The following is a 23,608-nucleotide window of genomic DNA, read 5'->3' on the forward strand; positions in this document are numbered from 1 at the left end:
CTTTGTTATTTAACTGAGCCGCCGGAGCTTGGAAATTCAGCGAGTGTTACGCAGCTAACTGATACATCCGGCCAACTCGACTAATGAAAACAGGCTGCCTGAATCATCAGACAGCCTGTTTATGAAAGTTTCCCCCGCAGGTGCCGGTTTGGACGCCATCCGCTTGAACCTTGAGGACAAGGCTGGCAGTATCGAATGGCTTCGGGTTCATTCACAGGGAATGCTCACGCCCACCATTACCCAACCGCCAAAAAAGCGAATTATTGGTTCAAAGGAATATATGTCCTTACGAACACCGCAGGGGAAGAAAACTTTATTTTACCACAAGTGTGAGTGTACTTTCACACAACTGTATCATATCCTGCATTTTACGCTCATAATCGCCAATTGCCAAGTTTCCGTGCACGGTCAGTTTGAGCAGATCGTGAGCCAGATTGAGCGCAGCCATAATTACAATTTTATCTGTTTCAACAATTCTTCCGGAACTCTGAATAGCAGTAATTTTTTCATTCAGCATTTTTACTGCCTGCATCAACGTTTCGTGTTCACTTCTGGGCGTGCCTATATTAAAAGGACGACCAAGAATTTCCACACGAACCTGTTGAATTTCATCCATTTAAATCCTCCTGCATTTGAGGTAGCCGTTGCAGCAACCGCCGCAGCTCATCACTGGATGCTTTCACTACCGAAGTATATCGGTTCTTTTCAGCAATCAGCCCGTCAATAGTAGTTTGCATGCTTTCCTGTAAATGAAACTTTTCCTTCTCATGCTGACTACGTATCCGTTCACGTTCTAATTGAAAATCTTCATTTTGTTTGTGTAACTGTTCTTTTGCAGTTGCCAGCTGCTGAGTCAGCTGATGTTTTTCTGCCAAAAGAGAATTGAATTGTATTACCAGTCGCTTAACACTGTCTTCCAGTTGTTCTAATTGATTTTCCATTCCCTACCCGCTTCCGTCCTTAATTAATGCAGCATGAATTACCTGATTTATCAGTACTGCTAATTCGGTTATTTTTCGTTATAACAAATAATTATTATTCCGCTTTAGGCGATCTTTCCATCAGAATTTCTGCCATTGCCTGTACCTCAGTACGACCATGAAACAGCTGTTTCAGGATATTGGCAATCGGCATATCTACCCCCAGTGAATCCGCCTGCCTGCAAACCTCTTCTACAGTATATACACCTTCGGCGACATGTCCAAGTTCAGTTAATGCTTCAGGCAGTGATTTACCCTCTGCCAGCAATAAACCTACCCGGCGATTACGCGACAGCGATCCCGTACAGGTAAGAATTAAATCCCCCATACCGGACAAGCCCATTAACGTTGCTGCCTGACCACCCAGAGCATGATTCAGACGCGATATTTCTGCCATACCCCGTGTCATTAATGCCACTCTGGCATTAATCCCGTAGTGCAGACCATCTGCAATCCCCGTTGCAATAGCCATGACATTCTTTACCGCCCCGCCTACAGCCGCCCCGATCACATCAGCATTCGCATATAAACGCAAAACAGTATTATTCAGTGTAGCCGCCAGAGACTGAATCCAGGCAAAATTTTCCGATGCCAGCGTAACAGCACAAGGTAACTGCTGAGCCAGTTCCTGTGCAAAACTTGGTCCGGACAGCACACCGATGCAGTTATTCTCGGGCATAACCTCTGCCAGTACCTGTTGCGGTAACAAGCCGGTTTGCTGTTCAAATCCTTTACAGGCTGCAATAACAGGTACTTTACCCATACCGGCCTCAACCAGCTTCCGGGCACTTTCCCGCAAAGCAGATACCGGTGTGGCAATAATGATTAAATCTGCCGGCGCAAATGCATCAACAGCAGAAAGATTTTCTGGCAGAACAAAATCAGGCAAATACCGTTTGTTTACCCGCTCCTGCTGTAATTGCTGCACATGCCGGATATTGTGTGTCCATAACCAGACCTTGTGTGCATGCAGAGAAAAGTGAATGGCAAGAGCCGTTCCCCACGCTCCGGCACCCAGCACACCAATATTCATGTCAAATATTCCCTTTAACAAACTATCAGCAGATAACTACCCTGTTTCTCAATACTTTCAGAAGCCAGGCTACTTACAAATACAGCATTTCATTCATTACCGGCACAAACAGCTTTAACGAAGCATATTGTATCCAAAAACTCAGACTCAGGCTGCCTGAAATACCGTACCAAATTAGCAGAATACAGCTGATTCACATCATGCACCAGTCTGCAAAGAGCGCTTCGGGTATTAATCCGCTCAATTCAATCATAGCTGCATGAATAGAAAAACACAGGCTGCCTGTTGTCAGACAACCTGTGCTCATAAAATACATTTAAAAATGATTAATCCTCAAAGCGTTTAAACGCCAGTGAACCATTCGTACCACCAAAACCAAACGAATTGGAAATAGCTGCACGAATCGGCAAATCACGCGCCTCATTGGCGCAATAATCCAGATCACATCCCGCTTCAATATCCTGTTCAAAGATATTGATTGTTGGCGGAGATTTTTGGGTATGAATAGCCATTACTGTATATACCGCTTCCACACCGCCGGCACCGCCCAGCAGATGGCCGGTCATGGATTTAGTTGAATTCACAACCAGTTTTTTAGCATGCTCACCCAAAGCAAGTTTTAATGCATTGGTTTCATTTACATCACCCAGCGGGGTCGATGTACCATGAGCATTCACATAATCAATATCTTCAGGGTTTAAACCACCGTCTTTCAGAGCACGGGTCACACCCAGTGCCGGCCCCTCAGTATTGGGCGCAGTAATATGATATGCATCTGAACTCATACCAAAACCCACTAGTTCAGCATAGATTCTGGCACCGCGTTTACGTGCATGCTCATACTCTTCCAGCACCATTACCCCGGCACCTTCACCCATCACAAAGCCGTCACGTTGTTTATCCCATGGTCTGGATGCTGTAGCCGGATCATCATTGCGGGTTGATAATGCTTTCATTGCAGCAAAACCACCTACACCCAGCTCACAAATAGCCGCCTCTGCCCCACCGGCTATCATAATATCTGCATCACCATACTTAATCAGACGTGCTGAATCACCAATACTGTGCGCACCGGTGGTACAGGCTGAAACCATACCATAGCTCGGTCCCTGATAGCCTTTAAGAATAGTAACATGACCGGAAATCAAATTAATCAGAGAACTGGGAATGAAAAACGGATTAATTTTACGTGCCCCGTGTTCCACAACAGTCCGTGCCGTTGCTTCAATCGCAGGTAATCCACCGATACCGGCACCGATATTCACCCCTACCCGGGTTTTATCCAGCCCCGGTATATCATCCAGTCCGGCATCTGCAATTGCCTGCATCGCAGCAGCTACACCAAAATGAATAAACGAATCCATTCTGCGTGCTTCTTTTGCGCTGATGTACTGAGTTACATCAAAATTCTTAACTTCACCGGCAATCTGGCAAACTAAAGACGAAGCATCAAAATGGGTAATAGTGCCAATGCCGCTTTTACCTGCAAGTAGATTTTGCCATGCTGTGGTTACATCATTACCCACAGGAGATACCTGACCCAGGCCGGTAATGACTACTCTTTTTTTACTCATAATTTTGCTCGTAAGAAAAAAACCTCTACCGAATCAGACGAAAAAAGCGCCTTATTTCGACAGAGGAATTTGAATTTGACCAACACTACACGGAATTAATTCAAGTGAGCGCCAACAAAGTCGATAGCTTGTTGTACGGTAGTAATTTTTTCAGCTTCTTCGTCCGGAATTTCGCAACCAAAAGCTTCTTCCAGAGCCATTACCAATTCAACGGTGTCCAGTGAGTCAGCACCCAAATCTTCCTGGAAAGAAGATTCATTTTTTACTTCAGCTTCACTCACGCCTAATTGTTCTGCAACAATCTTTTTCACACGTTGTTCGATATTATTATCCATTGACTGATCTTTCTTTTCTTTGCCCGGCAGTAAGTGCGGACAGGGTTAATTGAATAAATCAACTTTTTTAGTTGTTGATATTATTGTACCTAATAAAAATAGAGTTTTCCATTTAAATTGTTTTTTGCCGTCTTTTCCATGGTTTTCAGTGATTTTCACCGCACTTTTACTTATCACCCAAGTGCAAATTTAACAGCAAGCGGCAGCCATATTAGCACAGCCTGATTTTTTGCGACAAGCAATATGATTTATATTGAATCATTATTAACAATAGTTTTATATAAAAAATTCATAATCAGAGCCAGCTCCGCTGCTGTATTTTCCTGTGTTCCGCCACCGGCATGCCCGCCAGTATCAGGTGCTGCCAGCCATACCCTCTGCTTCAGCTGCCGCAGACGCGCATAGAATTTCAGTGCATGTGCCGGATGCACACGATCATCGTGCCGGTTAGTAGTAATCAATGCCGGCGGATAGTGTTGCAAATCACCCAAATTATGATAAGGAGAAAGCAGCTTTAATGCCGGTCTTTCCTGAGAATTCTCAGGATTTCCGTATTCATCAATCCACGAAGAACCTGCTGAAAGATAAGGGTAACGCAACATATCTGTCAGTGGCACTTCGCACACCATTGACCCCATACTCTGCGGCTCACGGCAGAAAGCAGATGCTACTACCAGACCACCATTACTACCGCCCTGTATCGCTGTATGTGCTGCCACAGCTCGATGATGTTTATATAAATCATGCAGCACAGCCAGCAAATCACCAACACTGATATGTTTATTAATCCCTTGAGCAGCCTGATGCCATAATGGTCCGAATTCGCCTCCGCCACGGACATTTGACAGCACAAAAGCATAGCCTCTGGCCAGCCAGTGCCTACCAATACTGCCCAGATAATACGGCAGTTGCGGCATAGCGAAACCACCATACACATAAACAATTGTTGGCGTATCCTCACCGATTTGTTTACCAACATGAAAATAAGGAATAAATGTGCCATCAGCTGCAACTGCATTAAATTGCCGTACTTGCATTCCTTGCGGATTAAATTGCCGTGGCTGGCGGCGCATAACACACAACTCACCCAGATGTATATCCAGCGTATATAAAGTCAGAGGCTCAAGAAAATTACTGATTGCCAGATACACCACATCACCGCCCCACGGCTGATCAGTAATTTCCAGTGCACCTTCCGGCAAATTCGGCAAAGTAATTTCCTGCCAGCGGCTATCTGCAAAATGCCATGCCAGCAAGCGGCTATGCACATTATCCAGTATGGACACCAGCACAAACCGTCGTGTAGTTTCAATATTTTCAATAGCCTGAGTTTCAGTTGGTAAAAAAATCAGCTCAGCCGCGCCAAGCTTACCTTTATGCAACTTCACTGCCACCAGACTGCCTGCCGGATAGGATTTATTTGCCCGCTGCCAGTCACTGCGTAACTGCACCAGCAATTGCCCGTACAGATAACCCATCAATTCACAATCATCCGGCAATCCCAGCGGTTTAACACTAAAATCAGCCAGTACCTGATAATACTGTTTGTGATAAAACCCTTCTGCTGCTTCAAGTAAATCAATCGGTGCGCCCTGGCTATCCAGATAACGCCAGGCATTAACCATCATGCCTTCTGCTGCCATTTCCAGTATCGGCAGTGCTTCTGCAAAAGATTGTCCGCGGCGCATCAGCCACACTTGCCTGGGATAGCCCGCCTGCGTTAACTGCCGCTCATCCCAGGCCGGACATACCCATACGCTTTCAGTATCACGCCAGCTAATAATGCTTTTACTGAGCGGAAAATGAAAACCGCCTTCGACAACTTTACGCTCAGCCAGATTAAATTCGATTGTATAAGCAGCATCAGATCCGCCCGCACTCAGACTGATTAATACATGCTCCGGTGCCTGCACATAATGAGCCACTCCCTGTAAGTACACATTATCATTAAGCAGAGAATCAAAATCAGCTACTGAAAACAAAATTTCCCATTCAGGCAAACCTGCACGATAACTGGCCGCAGAACATACTCTGTACACACCCTTCGGAAATTCCGCTGACTGATAAAAATGATACATACGTGCACGGTGTTCCTGACAAAAAGGAATTTGCTGCTCATCCTGCAACATTGTCACAATATCATCGCGCACCGCTGTATATTCATCACTCGATGCAAACTCAGCCTGAGCAGCTGCATCTGCCTGCTGAATAAAAGTCTGAGTCAGTTCATTATCCAGGTCTTCAAAATGCACAAAAGGATCAGCATCTGTCATCTTCATTTTTCCAATAATTTATATCTTTTAATCCATATAACACTTCTGATATAGCAGACTGTTTATCTGGCCGGACGAATCAGACGGTATACAAATATAAATATAAACAAATAGGGCAGCCCAGACAGGCTGCCCTATTATTTAAATAAAATCAACAATATAATTTCATTATGCTTTTTACTAGCAACACACATTCGTATATACGATGTACAAAATATAAATTGTTAATTTTTATATGGTGCCGACAACGAGCAACGCGGCTATTTTACACAAGGCGCATTATATCGCCAAATATCGCCACAATCCCCGTATTTACTGGCTTTCCGCTTAATTTCAGAAAACACATAAAACAACATATTAATACATATTAAATTAATTTTGTGTCACAAAACTGTCACACAATAGGAACCTTTTAAATGACACTTATATATATACTATATATATAGTATATACACTCATGAATCGATAGTACCAGATGTGTAAACTGAGAAGTTCACAAAATCCAGTCGTTATGCACATCATAACAACTGAATCAAACTAGTAGAATTCAACCGTTACGGAGATCGAAACGGTTGGGTGAAATTTCTAAAATCCAGTTGTTGTGGACATCACAACGACTGAATGTAATTCACGAATTCCAGTTATGGTGGGTAGCACCATAACTGAGTTAAAGTTATTGTAATCTCCACTGAAACTAAAGAGGCTTATTATGAACACAATTAATTATTCTGATGGTTATGACGATTGCTGGGATAGAAAACTTGCCAGAATTCAACTGTGGTGTTCTCCACCACGGTTGAAGTTGTACAAGCTAATCCGTTAAGTACTAAAGCAGACAATGCCAATTTGATTAACTAAACCTGATTAACTAACCCAAGCCAGCTAACCGCTGGCTTTTAATTGAGTTTTACAACCTGAAATAAGAAAGGAGTTGAAGTGATTAAACAAGAAATTCTGAGTAAATTAGCTAATAAAGAAGATTTAACACAAGAAGAAATCGGATTTATGGTATATGAGTTTAAAGAAGTTCATGACAGTATTATTGAGGCAGATCCTGATGGTATCCTCCGCTCCTTCGTTTTTGAGGTAGGTGACGATTTATATTATGAAGTAACTTGTCTGGAATCTAATACTGATGGTAGTAAGAAATTTGAAAGCCAGCCTCGTAGAGTTAAAAAAGAAACGGAACCTGTTGAATCTTTTGTACGTTGTGAGGATTAACTTATTAATTATTAAATTGAAATATAGCCACTAAACAGTGGGCTTTAATTTTGAACTCAGGCTAATCAATCCAAGTACATTTAAACAAGTGTGCTTGTGTGGATTAGTAGACATGCCAGCATTAGCTGGCTTTTTTATTAGCTATAGATAAGAGGTAATCATAATGTTCAATCCAGATCAACTTAAATTTGCTTTAGATCTACGCGGATTATCAAAAGCAGATCTGGCGGAAATGATGGAGGTAACACCTAGAACAATAACTAATTATCTTAAAGGAAGAAGTGAACCTGATCTAAAAACATTGGGGAGAATCTTAAAATTCTCTCCTGATTTTTTTAAAAGGGATGATTTACCTGTTATTAGTGAGCATGCTGTCAGTTTTAGATCTTATGCCAGAATGCCTGCAAAATACAAAAAAATGGCTTTAAGCTATGGTGTAACTGCTTTTATTTTGGATGATTGGATTAATAAAAAGTTTGAACTAAAAACAGCAAATCTTCCTGATTTATCCTCTCTTCCGCCTGAAACAGCCGCACAGATATTAAGGTTAGAATGGAGCTTAGGTAATAAACCTATTCCTAATCTTATTGCACTACTGGAATCAAAAGGTATAAGAATTTTTTCTATATCTGTAAAGGCGAAAGAGATAGATGCTTTTTGTGTATGGAATAATAGCACTCCTTTTATATTTCTCAATAATCAAAAATCGGCTGAACGAAGCAGATTTGATGCGGCTCATGAATTAGGACATTTAATTCGCGATACTTCAAGTATGAAACATGATGGTTCCTTTAATGCTAATAACAATGATGGCGAAGATACCAGGCAAATAGAAAAAGACGCTAATACTTTTGCGGCGGCATTTTTGATGCCAGAACAGGCTTTACGCCAATATCAAATTACTCAAATTAGTATTGAGCAACTTTTAAACCTAAAGGCAATATTTGGTGTATCTATTACGGCATTAGCGTCTCGGATGTATAGTTTAAATATGATTACAGAATGGGTATATAACAGAGTATTATGCCCACAGTTCGCTCAACTGAAATACCGAACAAATGAACCAAGACCAATGAAGAAAGAAACATCAAAGGTTTGGGAAAAATTACTTCTCCTATTAGAAGAAGACAACATCTCAATAAAAGATATCGCAAACCAATTAAATATACATGAAAATGACATTTCAGATCTAATATTCAAGTTAACAAAAAACTCAAGAAATCAGCTTAGAGTTGTTAAATAGATTGTAGTCCCCCTCTCACCCAAGTATGTTTAAGCCAGCATCTAGCTGGCTTTTTAGCACTTTTAAAATTGAGATAAAATAGACGAAGTATATAAATTAATGTACACTTACTAATGCATTGTATGTTAGTAAGAGTGCAAAATTATTTTGATCTTGTCTTTTACAGAAGATGGAGAAAATTCCGTCTACCTCTCGAACTCAGTGAAGCTGCAACTTCACTGAGTTCATCCTGAAATTATTTTTTCACTGTATCAAAGTAAAGCCAGCCAAAACTCTGGCTTTACTTTTTAATAATTACGCCTCATTAGTACTGAGTTTCCCGGAAGAAGTTAAAACAGGGAGCGCATATCGACCAGGTAAAGGAGATGATTTAACTGCTTTACCAGACCATATGCTAGGCCAGTAATAACCGGTTACCCTACTGCGTGAAAAAGCAGCAATTTTGACCTCGTCCCCCTGATTGCCGCCCAGTACCATCAAATTGTTTTTTGCATCTACGCCAACAACAAAACCAACATGACCGCCACCCTGCCGAGTAAAGGTAACAATACAGCCATATGCGGGCTTATCCAGCTTAGTCATTAATTGAGCATTATCCCATTCTCTTGCCCTGAACCAGTTTTTGACCACATACCGCCCGGTTTCACCCAAACAATGCCCGACAAATAAACCGCACCAGGGTGTTTCATCATCACGCCACCATGCTTTGCTTTCCGTACCGTACTTCCCCATATCATCAAGCCATTTTATGATTGTCGGGTTGTGTTTAGTGCCTTTAATCTCACGCAAGCCGATGTATTTACGTGCTTCACTAATCCATGTTAATTCTTTCATTAGTTAACCTTTTAAACCTTTCACAAACAAAAAAGCAGCCATAACGGCTGCTGTGTATTGACTATTTAAACTTGTTTATATATTATTAATTTATGTTTCCCCTTTAGTACATTTAAAGCCCTCAAAAACTCCTCCGTGTTGAGGGTATTTTTTTTGCCATTCATACATTGGGCGAAGTTGGCCTTTACCATCAATATATTCAACCAATCCAAAATTGGATTGGATAAAAGAATCAGGTAGTTGTGATGTAATATTCTTAAAAAAAGCCGGCATTTAGCCGGCTTGAATCTGTTACATAATCAAATCACTATAACAGTTGATACTAAAACAGAGTGGTACCCAAATCACTCATATTCACCCATAACTATTTGATAATTATAAATTTAGGGTGGTACCCAAACCTATGCATCATAGCAGTTGATTGCGTAACAGAATCAAGTTAGCCTACCAGCCGGCATGATTGAATATTTATATAATTCAAATATTTATCTTGTAAAAACGACTAAAAAAGCCATGCAGCCGGCACCCTATTTCTGCTTATCATCTGTATCACCGATTATCTTTTCCGCCCTGTTACACACAGCATTAATCAGTTTTTTAGCCAGCTTAGGCGCAGTTGCTTTGAATGCGTCTAACAGAGATTTAGAAGCCATACCGGCAAATACACCGGCACCGGCAAACAGCCACGGGTGATCCTGTGTAAAGAAATACTCTGTTACTGCGGCTGAAAAAACCATGCCTATAATGATGAATGTCACGGTGAGCATTATACCATAGCGTCGATAATCAGATACTACCAGCGAGCCGAGAAAGCCGCCGGCAAGGGCGAAACAGTTGGACAGTGTAAAAACTTCATTCATTATTTCCCGCCTTTTTTATCTTCTGCCTGCTGGGTGTTTTTAATCAGATTCCTGCCGGCCAGTGCGCATATGATGGCAATCAGCGGGTATGTGGTCATACCTGTAGACAGTGGCGGATAGGCGGCGATAAACGTTCCGGATATCACAAACCAAATCAACGCCGACCACAGCAGGCAGCAACCGGAAAGAATATTGCTGCGGCTGGAATGACAAAAGGCAGTAAATAACTGCCCGATGGCAACTAGTATCAGAATAGTAACGAACACCTTAGGGTATAAATGCGGGAATTTGCCGTATAAATCCTCCTTAATTATCTCGTCACCATGCAGGCCGAACACTAGCGCAAAACCCAGCATAGCGAATCCGTTCAGTACTTCGATTATTCGCGTGCCGGTACCAAACAGCCAGTTTTGCAGTCTGTCCGGTAAAAACCGGAAGTCCAGTAACCAGTAAAACCATTTAATCGCTTTTGTCATGACACATTTACTCCATAAAAAAGCTGCCCGCAGGCAGCCTGTATTGTTGAAATCACTGATTAAAATTATCCGTTCGGCAATGGTCTCTCTTTACCGCTGTCCCCGCTGTCCGGGTCTGGCGGCGGCGGGTAAATCACATTATTACCATCGCCATTGTTGCCGCCATTACCGATGCCGCCGTTACCGATGCCGCCGTTACCGATGCCGTTGTTATCGTTACCGTTGTTATCGTTGCCATTGCCATTGTTGCCATTGTTATCGTTGCTGTTGTTATCTCCGTTACCGATGCCACTGCCCGGGTTTGGCGGCACTTCGGGCGCAATCACATTAATAAACATCTTCATCAGTTCGCCGCCGGTTTCAAATTCGGTGAAGGGCGTGCCAATATCTTCGCTATCATCGTATTTGTCCAGAATGGCGCCGAACTCCTCGCCGCTTAGCGGGCTTTTAAATACCTGCACATCACAGACAGCCCCGTTAAACGGGTAAATTTTCGCGTCTTCATAATAGGCCATCTCCCAGTTTGTGAGACTGAATATCCGGAATTGATCAAATTGCTGCAGCGGCAAGATGTTCACTTCTTCATACTCGCCATTGACATATACACCAGCCAACCCTGCATCGGCATTGCTGCAAAAATTAAACCCGATACTCGCCCACTGGTCGCTGTCATTGATGTAAATGCCGGTTTCAGTTTTCCTGATATTGTCCTCATCATTCAGCGCCATGTAATACGTAATAATCTGGTAATTTTCAACTGCAATCATTAACTTTTCACTGTTGCGGCCTTTCTGGCCGTACAGCACACACAGCAGCATTGAGCTATCCGGAAATTGTCCCGGCTTAATACGCATGGTTAGCGCGTTGCCAAACAGTCCGGAGGCATTGACTGAGTCATCAGATGGGTAATTATCATCATTGCGGTAGCTGTTAAGCAGCAATGCGTTTTGATTATCAATGATTTTATATATTCCCTCTGTCTGCTCGATATCGTCGTATGCCAGCAGATTTCGCCCGGTTAGCTGATCTATCCAGACGCAGTTATTATCATATTCGGCAGCGGTAAACGGCAGGACGGTTACCGGCTCAGGCTTAACTACACCTAGTGGCAGGTAATACCGCCAGCCATGATGGGCATAGATTTTCACAAATACGCTCATATTTCCCTCGCTAGGCGGCTGGCATTCAGGACTACCGGCAATTCGTCGATAGTGTTAATGCCTTTAAACTCCAGCAGCATTTCGTCACCGTCTTTCATGTTGATAATCACAATCGGCAAGTCTTCGGATTCATCTTCACCGGCCAGTAATACCTGATTGCGTCCGTTCGATGCGTCAATTTCCAGGGCGTTTAACTGGTCGTTAATTGCGGCTTCACGCTCAATAACAATCGTTCCGCCATCGTTACCAAAGCTGGCCGCAGTCGCCGCACACAGTACCTGCGTGCCTGCCGGCCATGCGCTGCATGCGGTACCTTCCATGCCAGCACGCCAGATGGATAATTTCCCGCCGCTGTTACAGATGTCTATCAGTTCATAGCTTGCCCCGTCCATACTCTGCAAGGTCAGGCGCATGTAATGCTCAGGGCTGGACTGGTTGTAACAGCGTGGCAATACGGCGGTTATTTTTTTGGTTGCGCTTTCATCTAAGACTAACCGGGTAAGTTGTTTATCCTCGGCCAGTGCTTCTAGCAGCGATGCATTAAAGTTGTTGATATAGTGTTTCATGTTTGTACCAAACAATATTATCTGCCTCTTTTAACAGATTCAGATTACCTATGGAGATTGTGTATTTATAACGTTCCTGTATGTGCAATTGTTTCAGTGATCGTAGCATTCAAACTAAGGCTAACGCTTGGATCTGAGCGATCACTGCGCGCAGCGCTGCTTGGATTGTTTATCCTGAAATAAACAGGAATGGATTTGCCCCCTTTAAGCTGTTCTCCTAGTTGCAAAGCAGTTCCCGGTGCAGCCTTGTCTAATCCGTCATGTGTTAATGACATTTTGATGTCGTCTGGCTGAAATTTCTCACCCAGATTGGCAAAGGTTACTCTGCCGGAACTGCACTGGGTGTTTGGGACAGTACTCCATTCCGGCTCAATGCTGCTGGTACGGTCATTATCTAATACCTGATACATGCAGCCATTAGCTATAGTCGGCTCAACGATATTCCCGATGCTGTAACTGTAGTTAGGTTGCCATTTTTTTAAGCAGCTATTGAGTATTAGCATTATCTGCTGGTCCGATACCGGCCTCAGCGTTTCGTGACTGTACGGGCTGCCGAAATACAGCCGGAACTCGGTTTTGCCTGCTCCGTTAAAATCGAGCTGATAAGAATCGTTTGCTGTGATTGTCATCATCTCGTCCCTGTAAAAAGTGAAAGACATTTTTAATCCTCATAAAAAAACCGGCCTGCCGACCGGTGTACTTATACTTGTTTGAAAAGGCATTAAATCAAGCCAGATTTTTTGCCAGATCTGCTATCATATTTTCGAAAAAGTGACGCAATGCTTTTGTAAAATTTGGATTAGCCAGCACTTCTCCCATAATCTTTTTGCCGTTATAAGAAAAATCTATTTTCAGTGTTTCTACGGGTCCGGATTTCTGTTTGGTTTCTGGTGTTCTGCTACTGGTTTCAGAAGCCATCTTGTTACTAACAAACAGATTCTGCGCTTCAATTTTTGAAGCCTGCATAAGCTCAAACATTTTCCCTTTGGCATCCCCTTTCCCGTCAATTTTTAGCCCGGCAAGTCCCAGATCTTTATTGAAATCGGGTAAATTCAGTTTGCCCACAGTCAGGTTATCAACTTGCTCCTTACCGGTAAAAAAGCCGATTGCGCTACTGTCTTTTTCTTCCTGTCGTTTTCTATCCCATTCTGCCTCCTCTCTGGCGCGGGCTTCTTTGCTGAACATGCTGATATTCCCGACTGATTTTGCTGTTTCAGTTAAAGAAACAGCCGCCGTATCTAATTTTTCAGCGGCTTTGCGGGTCTTGTCCTGCAATTGTTTATCACGCTCTATCTGGTCAAGATAATACTTAGCCATATTCAGTTGCTCAGATGTCGCGCCCTGCTTTTTCAGGTCATAAAGCTGTTTCTGAGTATCATTCATTCCAAGCTTAGCTACCTGATCACTCAAACTTGTTAGTGTCTGTGTAATCTGTAACTGCGCATGGAGCTGCTCCACTACCTTGTTAGTAACCTGAGCCTGGCGGATTGTTTCTGCTGATGCATTTTTAACAGCGAGCTGAAAAGCAATTAATCCATCCTTACCACCTGATACTTCCGCTGCCAGTTCCGCAGCCTTAGTCTTCATGTCTTGTATGTATTTGGTGTTTTCTTCGCGGTTTTTCTGCTCAGCCTCTAACGCCTTTTGATGATCATATAGCTTTTTGGTATCTTCAATCTTTGCTTTTGCTGCTTCTACTTCAACCGCCGTGGCACCTTTCCGCGCCATTGTTTCCAAGGCTATTTGCTGCTTAGAGATTTCAATTTCCTCAGATGTCTTACCAAAGTTTTTAACTGTTTCAGCAATTCTGGCATGTGCTTCGGTTATTGATTGGCTAAGCTCGCCTATTTCAAGCTTGGTTGCTGCCGCTTTAGCTCTGGCTGTATACTCTTCAGCAGCTTTAATTGCTTCTGCATTTTGGGTTTTGGATTTAAACTGCTCCAACAACCTATCAGCATTTTCTCTAGCTAATTGCTCTTTAGATTTTCCAAGCTCATTTGCGGCTTTTTCTGTGTTTTTAGCCAGTTTTTGCAAGTTATCCTTTATATCAACAGCCTCTTTACTCAGATCTGCTGTTTTTGGGTCTTTCTGTTTGGCTTCATATTCCTTTCGTTGCTGCTCCTTTTCTTTGGCTGCATTTTCTTCTTCATCTGTTTTCAATCTAAATAAGCCGCTAAGATGAAATTTACCAGCCGCATTATGTAACAAATCATATAAACGGGTACCTAACGTATCAACATCATTTGTAAGCCATCCAACTTTTCTTAAAAGGCTATCAAATGTATTGCTAAGCGTATTATGCGGGTCTTGGTCATTAAGTAATGCATTTATAGACTTGCCGGCTTCATATACTGAAAAAGTTGCAGCAGCCGCAACGCTTGCAACCGTTGCAAATCCGCCAATAGCAGTTGCACGCAATGCCGTAATAGCCACTCCTAACTGTTTTACACTATCTTTTATAGATAAAATATTCTGAACAGCAGCACTACTTTTTATTGCACCAAGTGAAGCAGCATATACACCATTAGCTTGTGCAGCTTTTGTTGCTACGCTGGCCTGTAACACCAGTGATGCAGTAAAGGCAGCCACTTCGGCAGTAGTAGCCAGCAGATATGCCGCAAGTTTTAGTCCCAGAAAGCCAACTACCGCCGTAGCAATTAAATCAATGTTATTGGCAACAGCCTGCAAAGCAGTCGTTAATATCTTAGCGGCACCGGTTGCTTCACCACTTCCTCCTATGAACATGGTTAACTGCGTTTTGATGTTTTGCAATGCCTGATCAATTGTACGGCTGGTTTTTGAAAAATCAGACTGAATCTGTGTAGATTGCTTCAGGATAGCATCAGCAAGCTGCTGTGATGTAATCTTGCCACTGCTGCCTAATGTTTTTAAGGCGCCAACAGATACACCCATGCCTTTAGCAATTGCCATTGCCAAACCGGGTGCCTGTTCAAGAACAGAGTTAAGCTCTTCGCCGCTTAATCTGCCAGACGCCATAGCCTGCCCTAACTGGATAAGGGCATTTTCCTGAGACTGGGCACTGCCGCCACCGATTACCATAGCCTTACTAACAAGATCAGTAATAGTGAGCAGCTTCTCACCTGATAAGCCGGTCTGATCAGTAGCCTGTGCCAATCGCTGATAAATAGCTGCGGTAGCGTCCAGATTCTGTCCTGTGCTGCTTGAAATACGCGCTAATTCAGCCCTTACTTCTTTTAACTCTTTTTCTGAGTTAGTAACCAGCTTGATGCGGTTAGTCAAAGTGGTATAGGCATCCATCATGCCTTTAACTTCATTTATACTAAAGGCACCGATGGCATATTTAGCAATACTGGAAAAGGCATTCTTCAATTCAGGAGCTGTTGCTTTTACCTTATCTAATTCGCCTTTCAGCTTTTCTACTTCTCCGCGCACATGTTTTACTTCGTTAGCACTTCCGGGAACAAGCCCTATACTGGCCATCTCTTTAGATGATACTTTTAATTGCGTAACTTCTTTCTGTAACGCTTGCAGATTCTGCGTCCATTTACTGGTAACGGCAGCATTTTGCTCAGCAGCGGCAGTCATTTTTTCAATGTTTGTGCCGGCCTTTTCCTGCGATTGCAACCAGTTTTTAGTAATGGTGTTTAAAGCTTTGAATTTTTGGTTATATTCTGAGAATGCTTTAGTTGCTAAATTAACTTTGGTAGTTGCCTGATCAAGCAGGTTAAGTACCTTTGTATGCTCAGTTACAAAGCCGGCAGAATCGCCCATTTTGATATTTACAGCCAAATCAGTTTTGATTTTAAGGTCGTCTTTAAGTTTATTAATCTCGCTACGAAACTGTTCGACCGTGCCTAGTGAGGCTGTAGCGACACTAACACCGGCAAAAGCATCAAAGGCGGATTTTGCCTGCAAAACGCTTTTACTCAGGCGTTTATACTTTTCAGATGCCTTGCTTAGGCTGGTGTTACTTTTATTCAGAGCAGCAGCAGTCACATCAGTAAAAGATGCCAAACTACTTTGATTCTTAGTTAGTCGTTTTATCTCTACTGAGGCAGTATTGATTTTTTTTGCGTAGCCGCTCACGGTCTGCTTTATCTGATCAAACTTTATATTTAGCTGATCTGATAACTTAATTAAACGCGACTGTTCACTAGCAAACTGCACATCATCTATGCGTATTACTGCGGTTAATTCTGCAATATCAGACATGATAAGCTCCAATAAAAAAGCAGCCCGAAGGCTGCAATAGAAAAGCCAGCGCATGGCTGGCTTGAATTTTTATACAATCAAATTATAAACTTAGAGTGCAGCTCTTCAATCGGGCGATCTAGCCTTGAGCTGTCGCATTCTCCGTATATTACTCTCATGCGTTTTGCCAGCTCCATCAGATACTCTGCCTGTTGCTTTGTCTGTATCAACAGTTTTTTAAACACATCAGTCTTGATACAGTTATAACCGTTGATATTCTCTGCATATGTAACTCTGTTATTTTTAACAATTACCAGCCAGCGTCCGTCTGCATTGATGGTACGCAAAACATTGTTTTCAACAACAGCAGATTTAAACATATCAGGCGCATTCGGTATGCTTTCCAAGTATTTCAGTGCAGCGGTGTAATGTTCAACCGGCATGGCTCTGTAACTGTCGATGTTCAGATAGGTATGCAAACAAGCATATATTTTCTGATACGGCTCGCCTGTTCGCTGGCTGCGCTCTTCTACTGCGCGTTGTATTGTATCTGCCTGTTCTTTACTGATTAGGTGGCTGATTGATACATGCTGTTGTGCCTGAATCCGTCTGAGCTTTTCCGCGATAGCATTAAACGCATTAATGTAAGCTATTTTGATTGACATAGCATTCTTACCGGTAAAACCCATTACCAATAATATAAAACCATCTTTTGTTAGTTCGTATAAGTTGGTTTTATAAGTGCCATTACCAAGATTACTTTTTACCTCTTTTTCGAGCAACGCAAAATTACGTTCTCCGAAAGAATCAGGTACTTGCGTGAAAATTTCTTCAATTTTGCGCAAAACGTCACAATGCTTTTTACCAAATGCTTTGGCTACAAATTCACTGGTTGTTACTGGCTTGGAATGGTTAATTTGAACGAATTGCTCAAAGTCGATAGCTACTGCATTCATGATAGATTCCTTGTTAATATCTTGAAATTAACCCAAAAGGGTGGCCGAGAGGTTCAAAGACCTTAACAAGTAGGCTGGAATTATTCCCCTTGCGGGTATTGTATTCTTCACCCTCTCGGCCATAAAGGAATCATATGTCAATTGGATTAGTAGACATTGATAGAATCATGGACACAAAAAAATCACGCTGACGGGGTGATTACCGCTTGTTAAAGGCTTTGAAACCTCGGATTAAATAATGCCAAGCCTAAACGAATTTGTCAATCTGAACATTAAGATGGTTACTTATTCCTAGAAACGCAATTTTACGTTTCTAGGAATAATCAATAATTTACATTTATCTCCCTAACGGCCGAAAATTCGGCTTCTAGCGAAAATCAAAGACTTACCATTATTTCCCGATTTTGGGAAATAGCTATGATGCCTTTGTTTTCAACCATTCGATTATCTAATTGCGCTGATAATCTCAGGCAATCTCCACGCAATTATAATCATCAGAATAATTAACGTAGCCGTCCACATGGTTTTGCGTAATCCTTTGGGTGTGAAATTAATAGCTTTCATATACACTCCTTGAATAACAAAGCCCGCAAAGAATACGAATCTTTACGGGCATTTTTTGCGACAATGAATTTAAATAACTGGTTATAAAATTAAATTATCAACTTAACAATGCTATTTGTACAAATATTGTCAAAATAATGAAAAACCATATAATCACCGCGAAAATTATATCTATAACTGATTTTTGTTCGTAAATAATTTTAGGGATGTTAGAAATAGTATTGTTAGGAGTTAATTTTATTTTTAACCACTTTGCTGCTATTTTTTTCTGCTCAACCGTACCGCATAGCTTAAAACCGCTTTTAATTTTTCTTAAAGTGTAAAAATTACAATATTGCAGACACAATACTACATTGAATATAAATGCCATCATAAATACTCCAAACATACCGAGCATTATGCCTATTACTATAGCAAGTACAGTATACAAACCTAAACACATTAAGAATCCAATAAAATCCCCAATCAGTAAAGGCGTAAAAAACCCAACTATCAAAGGAAAAAAACTTTGTCCGACAAATGTTAATCTTACCTCACCAGTATTTTCATTATAGATAGGCATTGCTTTTGAATTCAGAGCTAATAACGGTTTTTTTAAGCTAAGCTCATTTAATGCATCCTCTTCAATATCCCTATCTTTCTCTACCGCCTGAGTATTTGGCTTATCCTTTGTTTTTGGTTTAGTTAACTCCTCTAACACCTCCGGATATTCAGCAAATAGCTGCGCATTGTATTTTTTGCGTTCCTCAGGATTTAACAGGGTATCTTTACAAAGCTTCAGATCTTCTAAAGATACTAATTGAAGCTGCGCCAACTGCCGCATTGCCTTTACTATCTCTGTCTCTGTTGCTGTTGGCTCAACTCCCAAAAGCGCATATAAATTCACAAACGCCATTGCTGTTATCCTTTAATTTTAATATGCAAAGAATAACATAAACCCGTTTCAAAATTAATGAGAATTTACACAGGCATGCATCATATTCAGGCAGGGTTATTAGAGGCAGAATCAATCAAAATATACTCATTGTGCCGAATATCCCAAATCTTACCCGTTAAAGCGCAATGGAGCTGGAAACCGTCTGCACTCAATGTGAGCGCATATAAATTCCCGTTTTTATCCTGCATATTTAATCCGCTTAAATCATTCAAGCCAGTTGGTAACAGATCTGGCGTAACCGGGTGCATAGGAATAAATTTTGCATTAACCGGATCAAATTTCATGTCAATAATGCCTTTGTCCGGATAAATATCCAGGCTCCACAGGTGGGTTATTCCGTCGCCTTTGACCGTAGTAAACAGCTGGTAATCCTTATCAGTGGTCGGATTCCCGTCCTCGTCGTACTTATCACGCCAGTACAGACTGATATCTTTGCCGCCGATGAACTGCTGCACGCCGTCTGAATCTTCAAAGCAATGGATAAAGTGATCAGCAAATTTCACCTGTGACGCATTACCAGCATTCACATCGTCCTTAGAGTTAAGGCCGGCACTTTTTAGGGCATAATCGCTGATTAAATCCACGCCTATGGCTAAGTCGTCCGCACATTTCCAGCGCGAATCGTATAAGCCTAGCGGCTCCGGCGCGATGCCCCAGTATGCTTCGTCTGCAGAAAGTGACTGGTGGTCAATAACGGCACAGTAAGTCAACGGCGCACTGGCGCACGTCCATTTGTAATATTGTTCAACCTCATCTCTGCGCGGAATTTTTTTCCCTTCGCGTTTCTCAGTAGAATCAATTATCTGTTTTGCTTTACTGTCCCAGCTGCTTATTTCGAATTCTGTCCGGTCGCTATAACGGAAATACAGCTCAGCCCACGATGAATCGTTGTATTGATTGGCTTCGTTCAGATAACCGCAAAAGTAGTTATTAATCTCCTCAACGGCTTGCTTGTACTGCTCCGGGCTTTTTTTCAATAGGCCGGAAAACAAGGGGACGGTACTAAAAAATGCCGGTGCATTTAATTCGTTCTGCGTTAGCATTTTATAAACTACCCCATCCAGGGTGGCCATGCCGTAATCCGCCCTAAGTATGGACATTTGCCCGCCCGCTAACGGTGCGGTGAGCACATCCAGCGGCGGCCACCATGTTCTTACAGATATCGGCGCATCATATTCATTAAGCAATCGTTTAAGCGTTGCCCTGTACTGATTTTTTAACTGCAATTTGTACCATGTATTCTGGCTAAAATGACTAATTTTACTGTCCGGACATATTTCCGCGGCAGGATCAAGAAAAACCCGAAACTGGCGTCCGGTATTGATGTCAAATAAACCCTCTATAATCTGTGCGTTTTCTGTAGATGGCTTGCCGGCATCGTCAAAGCTCAGTAAATCCGTACTTTTCAGACAGGCTTTACCCTCTTTTTGCTTAGCCGGCATTTTAGATAAACCCACTCCACCTAGTACGCGTGGGCGCTGGTCCAGCTTTTCGTATTTGGGCGTAAGTCCTAATACTTTTTTTAAATTATCCAGAAGCTGCTTATTGCTCATACTAATAACACCTTATAGATACATGAATATCATTATTGGGCACAGTTACTTCGTAATCCGTTACGCCAGCGTCAATTTCTGCCGTATCGGTACTTGCCTGCTCAATATCTTCAGTTTGAACACGAAATGCATAGCCGCGCTTTACCGGCCGATCGTAATAATAAAAACCGGTTTCATAACGCACATAACCCTGGCAGCGATAAAGCTTAAACGATGATTTCCCTGAGCCAATTGAATCGCCGCCTGCAGGTTTGTCTGGCTGGCTTTCAGTCTCATCAGGATTTTTGTCACTGTCCGGATCATTCTCAATAATCTTCACACCAAAAGGCACCACATAATCTTTGAGGACGATATAAGGGTTATAAGTGGACAAAGGTAATTCGGGACGTGGCGGCGGATTAGGCGTTAAGGTTAAATTACTATTATTACTAAGCGGATTAATAAAACATGCGCCTGTGATATCTGTCTCGCTAGTTAAGAATAAAAAATCCATCTTATGCGTATAACTTTTAACCTTAACATTACCCTTAAACCTGTCTGTATTAACAAAAATGGTATTATCAAGGCTAATTGCCGGTGCAAACTTAGTAATTAAATTAAGCTCATTGTGCCGGTGTGATTCCAGTATCTTTGTATATGCAACATGATAAATAACCTGCATTGCACGTGCATATTCATCAGGAATAATATTATCGACATTAATGGTGTAATCACCGTTTGCCTGGCTGGTCCCCATTGGCCTGAAATATTTCTTTTCATTCCCCCAGTTTTTGGCAATCTTGTCTTTATCGGCATCCTGCTTAATCGTGAAGCTTAATTTTTCCTTTTTTACGCCATGCAACTGAATTGAAGGTGTATTAGTGATCACGAGCTGATACTTTTCATCAATCCCCTGTTTCCAGCGGCGCATAGCCGTCCAGCTCGCACGCATAGCATATAAATCGCCTTTTGCCGTGGTTTTTGCAACCTGCACAACGTTAACAATAGGGTTGCCGTTTGCGTCTTTATCACCGGTTGGCTGGTACTGATATTCATAATCAGTCGCGCTGAAATAGGTTGTGCCATACCATCCGCTGGGCGGCGTACCCTTTGCACGGAAATTACCTACCAGCCATCCGCCACCGGTTGCTGCGCTGTAAACATCATCATATTTAGGCGGCGGCCCCTCATGTCGGACATTTTTGATGTAATCAATATCATTTTGAAAGCCGCAATAAATATACTCAAAATAATTCTCACGATGAAACAGGCGGTCAAACTGATGGTGTACTTCTATCTCTACGCGATTGACTAACGATGTTGCGCCACCCAGCTTAAAGCTAACCTGCCGCTCATAACAATCGCAATTAGTTAACGTCCAGTCTGCTTTAGCTTTAGGCAGCCATCCGGTTAAAACTGCCTGCCCGCGCGCATCAAAGTCAAAAGACGCAGGAACAGTACTTAGTCTGTCTGTGAGTTCAGCATTAAGTGTTTCATAGTTTGATAACTCCCCGAAAACACTTTCACACCAGTAACCGATTTTACGGATAGTATCTGTACCCAGTTTTTCAATTGAACTGCTGCGGTCGTTGCTTGCCGTTAATGTCCTTGTGTATTTCAGAAAATCAATATCAGGCGTATCCACAATCCCTGTAAACAAGGGATAAAAATATTTATTGTTCTGAATGTAAATCGTTATTGGCTGGTTATAGTAAAGGTACATATCCACTTCGCCGCATTCTTCTTTAAGATATAAAGTGGCTTTAGCAGATTCGCCCTCGGTATAGTTGATTTCACAACTGCGCATTAGTTTGCACGGATCTATCTCATCACCGTTGATATACACCTTTACCGCATAATTCTGATAATCCAGCCCGATCGACTGCAAGCCATTCATGGGCGCAAATGAGACGTTTCCTGCAACTGTTTGTGCCAACCCCAGCAACATTCCATCAACTTCATAATTAACAACTTGTGCCAGCAGTAATCTGGTTTCCGTTTCATGCTCATCAATAACAGACTGAGACAACGCCAGCAGCATGCCTGTTTCCTCGCGCGATTCCACAGACTGCCCTAATGCCAGCAGTAGCACTGATTCGCCGTCTGCCGTATCTGTTGCCAGCACCGCATGGCTCAAAGCTGAATTATTTAACATGATTAAATTGCCTGTTTGCTAAATCGAAGCTTATTTGTTCCAATATAAATACACGGATCTGTACTGTCGTTGCGTACGTCCGTAAAACGGTTAGTTAGGCGCATGTAAATTGCAACCGGTGAGCCGCCCTGCAAACTTTTGCCAAGACTAACACCGGAGCCAGCATCCGCTTTATCCAGTCCGGCTCTGTTTAATGCCAGCCGCACATCACTGGGTACAAACTTTGCCCCGTAATGAGTAAACTGCGCCGTTCCGGAATTAATCGTGGTCCCGATGTGCCCTGCTCCCCATTCCGGCTCGCCATCACCGCTGCTGCCTGGTGTTGTGCACTTGTACATAAAACCGTTTGAAACAGTTGGCTCAATAATCTCTCCCGCTTTGTAGTATTTTCTAGGCTTCCACTTCTCAAGCATACTTACCGGTGTAAGCGTAATAGGCGCATCTGTAACGGATACCACCATTTCCTGAGCATCATTACTGCCATAATACAAAACTATATCCACTGATCCTGTGCCATTGTAAGTAACAGGATATGGACTGGTTGCCTCTGATGTCATTTCAGGATCTAGCCAGAATGTAAACATATTCACCACTTCCCATTAGGACATTTCTGATTAGTTAAAGCCGCTTTAGCAATAACATAACAATTACATTTGCCGCACCTGTCGCCTTTTGTAGCAGGAGTTCCAAGCGGCACAATAGAATGAAACCGCTTTAAATCAGTACAATTGCCGCA

The 23,608-nt window shown here is 42.3% G+C and carries 20 protein-coding genes and 1 other RNA gene; 2 read left to right on the plus strand and 19 right to left on the minus strand.

The features are described from left to right. Positions 1-127: 127 nt before the first annotated feature. The 7 genes from ssrS to SALWKB2_RS09255 form a co-directional block, all read right to left on the minus strand. Positions 128-307: non-coding RNA, 6S RNA (ssrS, locus tag SALWKB2_RS11975), on the minus strand. Positions 308-313: 6 nt separating this feature from the next. Then, on the minus strand, positions 314-616 hold the full coding sequence (locus tag SALWKB2_RS09230) for a cell division protein ZapA (RefSeq protein ID WP_025331389.1): 303 nt from the start codon (positions 614-616) through the stop codon (positions 314-316). Continuing rightward, the gene (locus tag SALWKB2_RS09235) at positions 609-941 is read right to left on the minus strand and encodes a hypothetical protein (RefSeq protein ID WP_025331390.1); all 333 of its coding nucleotides are present in this window, start codon (positions 939-941) and stop codon (positions 609-611) included. Before SALWKB2_RS09235 ends, SALWKB2_RS09230 begins: the two co-directional genes overlap by 8 nt. A gap of 94 nt (positions 942-1,035) precedes the next feature. Beyond that, the gene (locus SALWKB2_RS09240) at positions 1,036-2,013 is read right to left on the minus strand and encodes an NAD(P)H-dependent glycerol-3-phosphate dehydrogenase (RefSeq protein WP_025331391.1); all 978 of its coding nucleotides are present in this window, start codon (positions 2,011-2,013) and stop codon (positions 1,036-1,038) included. 326 nt (positions 2,014-2,339) lie between these two features. Continuing rightward, the gene (gene fabF / locus SALWKB2_RS09245) at positions 2,340-3,587 is read right to left on the minus strand and encodes a beta-ketoacyl-ACP synthase II (RefSeq protein ID WP_025331392.1); all 1,248 of its coding nucleotides are present in this window, start codon (positions 3,585-3,587) and stop codon (positions 2,340-2,342) included. A gap of 95 nt (positions 3,588-3,682) precedes the next feature. After that, complete coding sequence (acpP, locus tag SALWKB2_RS09250; RefSeq protein ID WP_025331393.1) at positions 3,683-3,922, minus strand: acyl carrier protein; 240 nt, start codon at positions 3,920-3,922, stop codon at positions 3,683-3,685. Between the two features lie 248 nt (positions 3,923-4,170). Further along, positions 4,171-6,195 carry a prolyl oligopeptidase family serine peptidase gene (locus tag SALWKB2_RS09255; RefSeq protein ID WP_370530641.1) on the minus strand — a complete coding sequence of 675 codons (2,025 nt, stop codon included), beginning with the start codon at positions 6,193-6,195 and terminating at the stop codon, positions 4,171-4,173. Between the two features lie 936 nt (positions 6,196-7,131). Between SALWKB2_RS09255 and SALWKB2_RS09260 the strand changes: the two genes are divergently transcribed. Both SALWKB2_RS09260 and SALWKB2_RS09265 read left to right on the plus strand, forming a co-directional pair. After that, positions 7,132-7,416 (plus strand): hypothetical protein, encoded by a 285-nt coding sequence (locus SALWKB2_RS09260; protein ID WP_025331395.1) that lies wholly within the window; start codon positions 7,132-7,134, stop codon positions 7,414-7,416. 163 nt (positions 7,417-7,579) lie between these two features. Next, on the plus strand, positions 7,580-8,659 hold the full coding sequence (locus SALWKB2_RS09265) for an XRE family transcriptional regulator (RefSeq protein WP_038649015.1): 1,080 nt from the start codon (positions 7,580-7,582) through the stop codon (positions 8,657-8,659). Positions 8,660-8,953: 294 nt separating this feature from the next. Here SALWKB2_RS09265 and SALWKB2_RS09270 read toward each other — a convergent pair whose 3' ends face one another. From SALWKB2_RS09270 to SALWKB2_RS11715, 12 genes are all read right to left on the minus strand, one after another. Further along, complete coding sequence (locus SALWKB2_RS09270; protein ID WP_025331397.1) at positions 8,954-9,493, minus strand: TIGR02594 family protein; 540 nt, start codon at positions 9,491-9,493, stop codon at positions 8,954-8,956. Positions 9,494-10,020: 527 nt separating this feature from the next. Continuing rightward, a complete protein-coding gene (locus tag SALWKB2_RS09280; protein ID WP_025331399.1) occupies positions 10,021-10,353 on the minus strand; it encodes a hypothetical protein in 333 nt (110 codons plus the stop codon). Further along, entirely contained in the window at positions 10,353-10,829 is a 477-nt protein-coding gene (locus tag SALWKB2_RS09285; protein ID WP_025331400.1) for a hypothetical protein, read from the minus strand. Before SALWKB2_RS09285 ends, SALWKB2_RS09280 begins: the two co-directional genes overlap by 1 nt. 65 nt (positions 10,830-10,894) lie before the next feature. Continuing rightward, a complete protein-coding gene (locus tag SALWKB2_RS09290) occupies positions 10,895-11,989 on the minus strand; it encodes a hypothetical protein (RefSeq protein WP_025331401.1) in 1,095 nt (364 codons plus the stop codon). Continuing rightward, a complete protein-coding gene (locus tag SALWKB2_RS09295; RefSeq protein WP_025331402.1) occupies positions 11,986-12,555 on the minus strand; it encodes a hypothetical protein in 570 nt (189 codons plus the stop codon). Before SALWKB2_RS09295 ends, SALWKB2_RS09290 begins: the two co-directional genes overlap by 4 nt. Positions 12,556-12,620: 65 nt before the next feature. Next, positions 12,621-13,187, minus strand: a complete 567-nt coding sequence (locus SALWKB2_RS09300; RefSeq protein ID WP_144353292.1) for a hypothetical protein — start codon at positions 13,185-13,187, stop codon at positions 12,621-12,623. A gap of 94 nt (positions 13,188-13,281) precedes the next feature. After that, entirely contained in the window at positions 13,282-16,749 is a 3,468-nt protein-coding gene (locus SALWKB2_RS09305; protein WP_025331404.1) for a tape measure protein, read from the minus strand. 77 nt (positions 16,750-16,826) lie between these two features. Continuing rightward, on the minus strand, positions 16,827-17,684 hold the full coding sequence (locus SALWKB2_RS11710) for a Rha family transcriptional regulator (RefSeq protein WP_051506478.1): 858 nt from the start codon (positions 17,682-17,684) through the stop codon (positions 16,827-16,829). A 661-nt stretch (positions 17,685-18,345) separates the two neighbouring features. After that, the gene (locus SALWKB2_RS09315; protein ID WP_025331406.1) at positions 18,346-19,143 is read right to left on the minus strand and encodes a J domain-containing protein; all 798 of its coding nucleotides are present in this window, start codon (positions 19,141-19,143) and stop codon (positions 18,346-18,348) included. Between the two features lie 86 nt (positions 19,144-19,229). Beyond that, positions 19,230-20,738 (minus strand): hypothetical protein, encoded by a 1,509-nt coding sequence (locus SALWKB2_RS09320; protein WP_025331407.1) that lies wholly within the window; start codon positions 20,736-20,738, stop codon positions 19,230-19,232. Position 20,739: 1 nt separating this feature from the next. After that, positions 20,740-22,872, minus strand: coding sequence for a hypothetical protein (locus SALWKB2_RS09325; protein WP_025331408.1), 2,133 nt, complete (start codon positions 22,870-22,872; stop codon positions 20,740-20,742). A gap of 2 nt (positions 22,873-22,874) precedes the next feature. Next, positions 22,875-23,456, minus strand: a complete 582-nt coding sequence (locus SALWKB2_RS11715) for a hypothetical protein (protein WP_025331409.1) — start codon at positions 23,454-23,456, stop codon at positions 22,875-22,877. Positions 23,457-23,608: the final 152 nt, after the last annotated feature.

This window comes from Snodgrassella alvi wkB2, assembly GCF_000600005.1.
Classification (GTDB): Bacteria; Pseudomonadota; Gammaproteobacteria; order Burkholderiales; family Neisseriaceae; genus Snodgrassella; species Snodgrassella alvi.

What these genes read in the sequence shown, in the direction of transcription:
- SALWKB2_RS09315 (WP_025331406.1), bottom strand. Translation starts at nt 19,143, where the DNA reads ATGGCGTTTGTGAATTTATATGCGCTTTTGGGAGTTGAGCCAACAGCA.
- SALWKB2_RS09230 (WP_025331389.1), bottom strand. Translation starts at nt 616, where the DNA reads ATGGATGAAATTCAACAGGTTCGTGTGGAAATTCTTGGTCGTCCTTTT.
- SALWKB2_RS09300 (WP_144353292.1), bottom strand. Translation starts at nt 13,187, where the DNA reads ATGATGACAATCACAGCAAACGATTCTTATCAGCTCGATTTTAACGGA.
- SALWKB2_RS09290 (WP_025331401.1), bottom strand. Translation starts at nt 11,989, where the DNA reads ATGAGCGTATTTGTGAAAATCTATGCCCATCATGGCTGGCGGTATTAC.
- acpP (WP_025331393.1), bottom strand. Translation starts at nt 3,922, where the DNA reads ATGGATAATAATATCGAACAACGTGTGAAAAAGATTGTTGCAGAACAA.
- SALWKB2_RS09325 (WP_025331408.1), bottom strand. Translation starts at nt 22,872, where the DNA reads ATGTTAAATAATTCAGCTTTGAGCCATGCGGTGCTGGCAACAGATACG.
- SALWKB2_RS09280 (WP_025331399.1), bottom strand. Translation starts at nt 10,353, where the DNA reads ATGAATGAAGTTTTTACACTGTCCAACTGTTTCGCCCTTGCCGGCGGC.
- SALWKB2_RS09255 (WP_370530641.1), bottom strand. Translation starts at nt 6,195, where the DNA reads ATGACAGATGCTGATCCTTTTGTGCATTTTGAAGACCTGGATAATGAA.
- SALWKB2_RS09285 (WP_025331400.1), bottom strand. Translation starts at nt 10,829, where the DNA reads ATGACAAAAGCGATTAAATGGTTTTACTGGTTACTGGACTTCCGGTTT.
- SALWKB2_RS09270 (WP_025331397.1), bottom strand. Translation starts at nt 9,493, where the DNA reads ATGAAAGAATTAACATGGATTAGTGAAGCACGTAAATACATCGGCTTG.
- SALWKB2_RS09265 (WP_038649015.1), top strand. Translation starts at nt 7,580, where the DNA reads ATGTTCAATCCAGATCAACTTAAATTTGCTTTAGATCTACGCGGATTA.
- SALWKB2_RS09235 (WP_025331390.1), bottom strand. Translation starts at nt 941, where the DNA reads ATGGAAAATCAATTAGAACAACTGGAAGACAGTGTTAAGCGACTGGTA.
- fabF (WP_025331392.1), bottom strand. Translation starts at nt 3,587, where the DNA reads ATGAGTAAAAAAAGAGTAGTCATTACCGGCCTGGGTCAGGTATCTCCT.
- SALWKB2_RS09305 (WP_025331404.1), bottom strand. Translation starts at nt 16,749, where the DNA reads ATGTCTGATATTGCAGAATTAACCGCAGTAATACGCATAGATGATGTG.
- SALWKB2_RS11715 (WP_025331409.1), bottom strand. Translation starts at nt 23,456, where the DNA reads ATGTTTACATTCTGGCTAGATCCTGAAATGACATCAGAGGCAACCAGT.
- SALWKB2_RS09240 (WP_025331391.1), bottom strand. Translation starts at nt 2,013, where the DNA reads ATGAATATTGGTGTGCTGGGTGCCGGAGCGTGGGGAACGGCTCTTGCC.
- SALWKB2_RS11710 (WP_051506478.1), bottom strand. Translation starts at nt 17,684, where the DNA reads ATGAATGCAGTAGCTATCGACTTTGAGCAATTCGTTCAAATTAACCAT.
- SALWKB2_RS09320 (WP_025331407.1), bottom strand. Translation starts at nt 20,738, where the DNA reads ATGAGCAATAAGCAGCTTCTGGATAATTTAAAAAAAGTATTAGGACTT.
- SALWKB2_RS09295 (WP_025331402.1), bottom strand. Translation starts at nt 12,555, where the DNA reads ATGAAACACTATATCAACAACTTTAATGCATCGCTGCTAGAAGCACTG.